Below are 5314 nucleotides of genomic sequence, written 5' to 3' on the forward strand. Positions count from 1 at the left end.
AATAATATTAAACCGCCTGGGTTTCGTGCCTCAGCGGGTGTGTCGGGGTGCCCCCGTGGGGTTTTTGGGGGTGCCACCTAAAAAAAGTGTGGGGCACCTCAACCACTTTTGGGGACCCCCACTGTGATTAAGGAAACGCCAGGTTAGAGCTGCGCCTCCCGGCGGTCCAGCACGATCTGCTGCACATCCAGGTATCCGGACTGGAAGCCGGCCCGTGAGTAGCAGAGGTAGAACAGCCACATCCGCTGGAAGACCTCGTCGAACCCCAGCCCGCGCACGTCCGCGGCACGCTGCAGGAACCGTTCCTCCCACAGCCGCAGTGTGGCGGCGTAGTGGTCACCCAGCCCCCGGCGCTCACGCACCCGGAGCGTGGTGTGTTGCTCGGTGACGCTCTCGATCGCCCGTACGGAGGGCAGGAACCCGCCCGGGAAGATGTACTTGTGCACCCAGGTGTAGGCGTTGCGGGTGGCGAGCATCCGCCCGTGCGGCATGGTGATGGCCTGGATGGCCACCTTGCCGCCGGGCGCCAGCAGCCGGTCGATGGTCTGGAAGTAGACGGGCCAGTATTCGTAGCCCACCGCTTCGATCATCTCCACGGACACGACGGCGTCATACTCGCCTTCCACGGCACGGTAGTCCTGCAGTCCCACGGTGACCCGTCCGGAGAAGCCGGCTTCCTCGATCCGCTGCTCCGCGAGCGCCTGCTGCTCGCTGGAGAGCGTGACCGTGTACACGGTTGCACCACGTGCTGCGGCCCGCAGGGCCAGCTCGCCCCAGCCGGTGCCGATCTCCAGCAGCCGGGTGCCCTCCCCCACGCCGGCCTGGTCCAGCAGCCTGTCGATCTTCGCCAGCTGCGCCGCGGCCAGGGCATCCCAGCCCACCCCCGACAGCCCGCCCGCCGACGGGAACAGCGCCGAGGAGTAACTCATGGTGGCGTCCAGGAAGCTGGCGAACAGCTCGTTGGAGAGGTCGTAGTGCCGGGATATGTTGCCCCGGGTGTTCTGCTCGGTGTTGCGCTCCTGCCGCGGGGCCCGCGGCAGGTACAGGCTCCGGAGTTTCTGCAGCGGCAGGGGGATGAGCGTGTCCACCGAGGAGGCAAAGACCTCGAGGACGCCGGCGAGGTCGGACGCTTCCCAGTCCCCCGCCATGAAGGACTCACCCAGCCCGATCAGCCCGTTGTCGCCGATGCGGACCGCGAAGTCCTCCGGACGCACCATGGTCATCACCGGCGCGGCGCCGTCGCCGGTTCCCAGCACCGTCCCGTCGGGGTATTCAATCCGGAGCGGCAGGCGGCGTACCGCCGCCCGGAACAGTGAACCGGCGGCCCTGCCGGCAACCTGCGCCTTGATCCCGGCAGGCGGACGGGCGACGCCGGGCCACACCTCCGCGTCGATGGCCGCCGGCGCTGACGGAACCCTGAAGCCCCCGCCGGGCACCGTTCCCTGCTGTGAAGAGGCCGTGTGTGAAGGGTCCCTGAAAGCGGGATCTGTGTATGACGGATCTGTGAGAGTCACGAGACTGCCTCCTGTGCTCGGTGGTCAGGACGGTGGATGATGGGCAATCCGCGGGCCCACAGTTTGATTCCCTGCCAGCGGATCTGCAGGACAACGCGGACCGGCGCGAGCGGGACCGCTGCTGCCGCAGCCAGGATGCTGCGGGCTGTGGCGGGCCTCCGGTCACCGGTCATGGTGGCGGTGAAAGGCTTCCGTCCGGCGCGCTCCAGCACCACCGCCACGGCAAGTTTTTCGGTCGGTTCGGGCAGGCTCATCCGGTAGCTGCCGTCCAGGTCGTTGAACGGGGACACGAAGAATTCCTTGCTGGTCCGGGCGCGGCCTGCGCCGTCCGGGTGCAGGAGGTAGCAGTGCCGTTCGCCGTAGGTGTTGTGGACCTCGGCGATGACAGCACGGAGGTCACCATTGGCGTCGTGGCACCAGAAGAGGCTGATCGGGTTGAAGACGTGGCCCAGCACCCTGGCGTTGGCCAGCATGGTGACCGTGCCGCCGTCGAGCTCTTCGCCGTTCACGGCGAGGAATCGGTTCACGTTCCCGCGGATGCTCGAGGACGGATCCCCCAGATGGTCCTTCGCGTGGAAACCGGCAAGGGGCCGCAGCCACCAGGGCAGTTTGGGCAGATCATCAAGGTCCACGTACCAGCTGTAGCTGCGGTAGGTGAAGGCGTTCTTCAGCGGATCCTGCCGCACATGGCGGATGCTGGTCCGGTAGATGGCCGCTGTCACGGCACCCGCTCCGCGGCCTGGCCGGCGCCGGATGCTGAGGCGTCCGTTCCGGAAGGGCCCGGCTCCGCAACGAAGGGATTCTCCCACCCGCGGCCCAGCTGGGCGGCGGCCCGGACACCGGAGGCGGCGCCGTCCTCGTGGAAACCCCAGCCGTGGTACGCCCCGGCGAAAGCCAGCCGGTGGTCGCCCAGCTCCCCCAGGCGCTCCTGGGCGGCCACGGATCCGGGTGTGTACTGCGGGTGCTCGTAGACGAGGTCCTGCAGCACTGAGTCCCGCTCAATCAGGTCCGATTCGCCGAGGCTCACGATGTAGCTGCCGCCGTCGTCCGGATTGAGCCGCTGCAGCCGGGTGAGGTCGTAGCTGACCAGCACGTGACCGGGGCGGGCGGCGCAGGTCGGCAGCCGGTAGTTCCAGGACGCGCGGGCGGCACGGCTGCGCGGCAGCACCGCCGGATCACGGTGGAACTTGATGTGGTTGACGGAATACGGGATGTTCCCCAGAACCTGGACCTCCGCGGGGGTCGGTTCAGCCAGCATGGCGAGTGCTTCGCGGGGGTGGGCGGCGATGACCGCGGCGTCGAAGTGTTCGGTTACTGCCGCCGTCGTTATTTCCACTCCGGCGGGAATCCGGCGCAGGGCGAGGACAGGACTGGAAAGGCGGACATCATCGAGACCGTCGGCCACCCGCTCAACGTAGCGCCTGGACCCTCCCTTCACCGTCTTCCACTGCGGCGAGCCTTTGATGCCGAGCATGCCGTGGTGTTCGAGGAAGGAGAAGAGGTACCGGGCAGGGTAGGCAAGGGCCGTGGTGGGGTCGCATGACCAGACGGCGCTGACCACCGGTGCCATGAAGTGCGAGGTGAAGTAGTCGCTGAACTGTTCGCGTTCAAGGAATTCCCCCAGGGTCTCCTCCGCTCCACCCCGCCGCGGCGCGCCGTCGGCAGGGCCGGCCAGCAACGCCCGCGCCTTCCGCCAGAACCTTGGGATCTCGGCAAGCATCAGCAGGAACCGCGGCCGGGCGAGGTTGGCGGGCTTGGCAAAGACACCAGCTGCGCCTTTCGCCCCCGCATATTCCAGGCCGCAGCCGTCACAGCGGATGCTCATGGTCATGTCCGAATCCTGCGTCTCCACACCCAGCTCGTGGAACAGCCGTACCAGGTTCGGGTAGGTGCGGTTGTTGTGCACAATGAAGCCGGTGTCGACGGCCAGGCTCCCTGATTCCTGCGGCACGACGTGAGTGTGGGCGTGCCCGCCCGGCCGGGCGTCCGCCTCGAAGAGGGTCACGTGGTCCCGGCGGCTGAGGATGTACGCGGCCGTCAGGCCCGCCACCCCGCTGCCGACGACGGCGACGCGCCGTCTTTCGTCTCCAGTCCGTGCTGGGCTCGGTGACAATCTTTGCTCCTCTGCTGGACAGTTGCCGTGATTTGGGTAGTCACCGGCCATTCGGAGCAGTCCGGCGTGCCGGATGGGTGCGGGTCCTTTTTCCCTCCCAAAGCACCCGGAGTAAGGTTGGCTGGTGGTCAACCCAGTGCATCTACGGACGCTCCTTGAAGTGACGCGGCTGGGTTCATTCGCCGCCGCGGCGGCCCGGCTTGGCTACACCGCCTCTGCTGTGTCCCAGCAGATGTCCGCCCTGGAGCGGGACACCGGCGTCCGCCTGTTCCAGCGCTCCGCCCGGAGCGTGGTTCCCACCGATGCGGCAATGGTGATGGCGCGCCACGCGGCCAAGGTCCTCACCGACATCGAGGCGCTGATGGCGGCAGCCTCCAAAACGCAGGACACCACCAGCCAGGAGCTCCGGCTGGGCATTTTCCCGAGCCTCGCCACGTACGTCCTGCCGCGGATTCTGCGCAGTCCCACCTGGAAGGGCTTGGGCATCGACCTGAGGGTCTCCGTCGCCGAACCGGCCCAGACCATTCAGGGGCTGCGCACCGGCGGTGACACCGACGTGGCCCTCGTGTACCAGGTGGGACAGTCCGGGCTGGCGTGGCCGCACACCATCAACCGGCAGTGGATCGGCGACGACAATTTCCGCGTGGTCCTGCCGTCCGGCTGGGGGTTCCGCACCGACGCGAAGGTGGCGGCCGATCACCTCTCGGACATGCCGTGGATCATGCACCATCCGGGCACGAGCGATGCCACCGTCATTGAGCGGCTCTTCGCGGGCTGCAACCTGCACCCACGCGTGGTGGCCTACAGCGACGACTTCCACGCCAGCCTGGAAATGGCCGCGGCGGGGCTGGGGGCGGCGCTGGTACCGGAGCTTGCGCTGCTGCACCGGCCGGCCGGTGTGGTGGTGCTGGACGTTCCGGAAATCCGCCTGGCCCGCAACGTCTTTGCGCTGCTCATCAATGACAAGAAGACAGCCCGGGTGCAGCTGTTCGTGGACCTGCTGGCCGAAACGATGGGCAACCTGGGGCAGTCAGTTAAATGATCCCCGATGCTGGAATGCTCTGCTGTTCGGGTCTATGTTGAAGATATGACCACCAAGGTAGCGAGCCAGCACTTCGGAGTAATCGAGCTGAACCACGGCAGGGACCATAACATTGCCGCGGAGCACGAGCTGGCTGGCCAACGCCTTGAACTGGACCTGAACATCAACGCCCATGACCATTTCGACGAAGCGGCCATGCACAAGGTGGACTACCGCCTCCGGTACCTTCCCGAGCTCGTGGACGAGGTCCGGGAAATGATTGCCGAGGAGCTCGAGCAGGAGGGCACCAGCCCGCAGGAATACCTCCGCTTCCACTGCAACGCCATCAAGGACGAGCACCTGCAGAAAATCTTCGGTGTGAAGGAGAAGAGCCAGCTCACCAATGCGGTGTTCCTGAAGGCGCTAAAACTGGGTCATGTGGGGATCTACCCGGGCCAGCCGGAGCGCTACTTCGTTCTGGACTTCACCCTGGGCGAGCACTTCACGGACGAAGTCCTGGTGGCCTCCGCGGACGAGGACGGCGTGGTCGACGACGAGATCGTCTGGGAATCCTAAACGCTCTTAATAGAACGACGGCGGGGGGGTGAAACAGGGTTAACACCCCCCCCCGAAGAGGTGTGGTTTTTAAAAAATTTTTAAATAAAA

5 protein-coding genes are annotated in these 5314 nt (G+C 66.4%); 2 read left to right on the plus strand and 3 right to left on the minus strand.

What is annotated here, in order from left to right; all coding sequences use genetic code 11:
• Positions 1 to 143: 143 nt before the first annotated feature.
• The 3 genes from ACFTSA_RS14805 to ACFTSA_RS14815 form a co-directional block, all read right to left on the minus strand.
• Entirely contained in the window at positions 144 to 1436 is a 1293-nt protein-coding gene (locus ACFTSA_RS14805; RefSeq protein ID WP_377952229.1) for a class I SAM-dependent methyltransferase, read from the minus strand.
• 74 nt (positions 1437 to 1510) lie between these two features.
• Positions 1511 to 2236: a DUF1365 domain-containing protein gene (locus tag ACFTSA_RS14810; protein ID WP_377952211.1), complete on the minus strand. Its 726-nt coding sequence runs from the start codon at positions 2234 to 2236 to the stop codon at positions 1511 to 1513.
• Positions 2233 to 3627, minus strand: a complete 1395-nt coding sequence (locus tag ACFTSA_RS14815; protein WP_377952212.1) for an NAD(P)/FAD-dependent oxidoreductase — start codon at positions 3625 to 3627, stop codon at positions 2233 to 2235. Before ACFTSA_RS14815 ends, ACFTSA_RS14810 begins: the two co-directional genes overlap by 4 nt.
• 124 nt (positions 3628 to 3751) lie before the next feature.
• On the opposite strand from ACFTSA_RS14815, the gene ACFTSA_RS14820 reads away from it, so the two are divergent.
• Together ACFTSA_RS14820 and ACFTSA_RS14825 are read left to right on the plus strand one after the other, a co-directional pair.
• Complete coding sequence (locus ACFTSA_RS14820; protein ID WP_377952214.1) at positions 3752 to 4669, plus strand: LysR family transcriptional regulator; 918 nt, start codon at positions 3752 to 3754, stop codon at positions 4667 to 4669.
• A gap of 45 nt (positions 4670 to 4714) precedes the next feature.
• Positions 4715 to 5224, plus strand: coding sequence for a DUF2004 domain-containing protein (locus ACFTSA_RS14825; protein WP_331572979.1), 510 nt, complete (start codon positions 4715 to 4717; stop codon positions 5222 to 5224).
• Positions 5225 to 5314 lie beyond the last annotated feature (90 nt).

Origin of the sequence: Arthrobacter sp. NPDC057013 (genome assembly GCF_042674585.1) — a bacterium.
Lineage (GTDB): Bacteria > Actinomycetota > Actinomycetes > Actinomycetales > Micrococcaceae > Arthrobacter.

What these genes read in the sequence shown, in the direction of transcription:
- ACFTSA_RS14825 (WP_331572979.1), top strand. Translation starts at nt 4,715, where the DNA reads ATGACCACCAAGGTAGCGAGCCAGCACTTCGGAGTAATCGAGCTGAAC.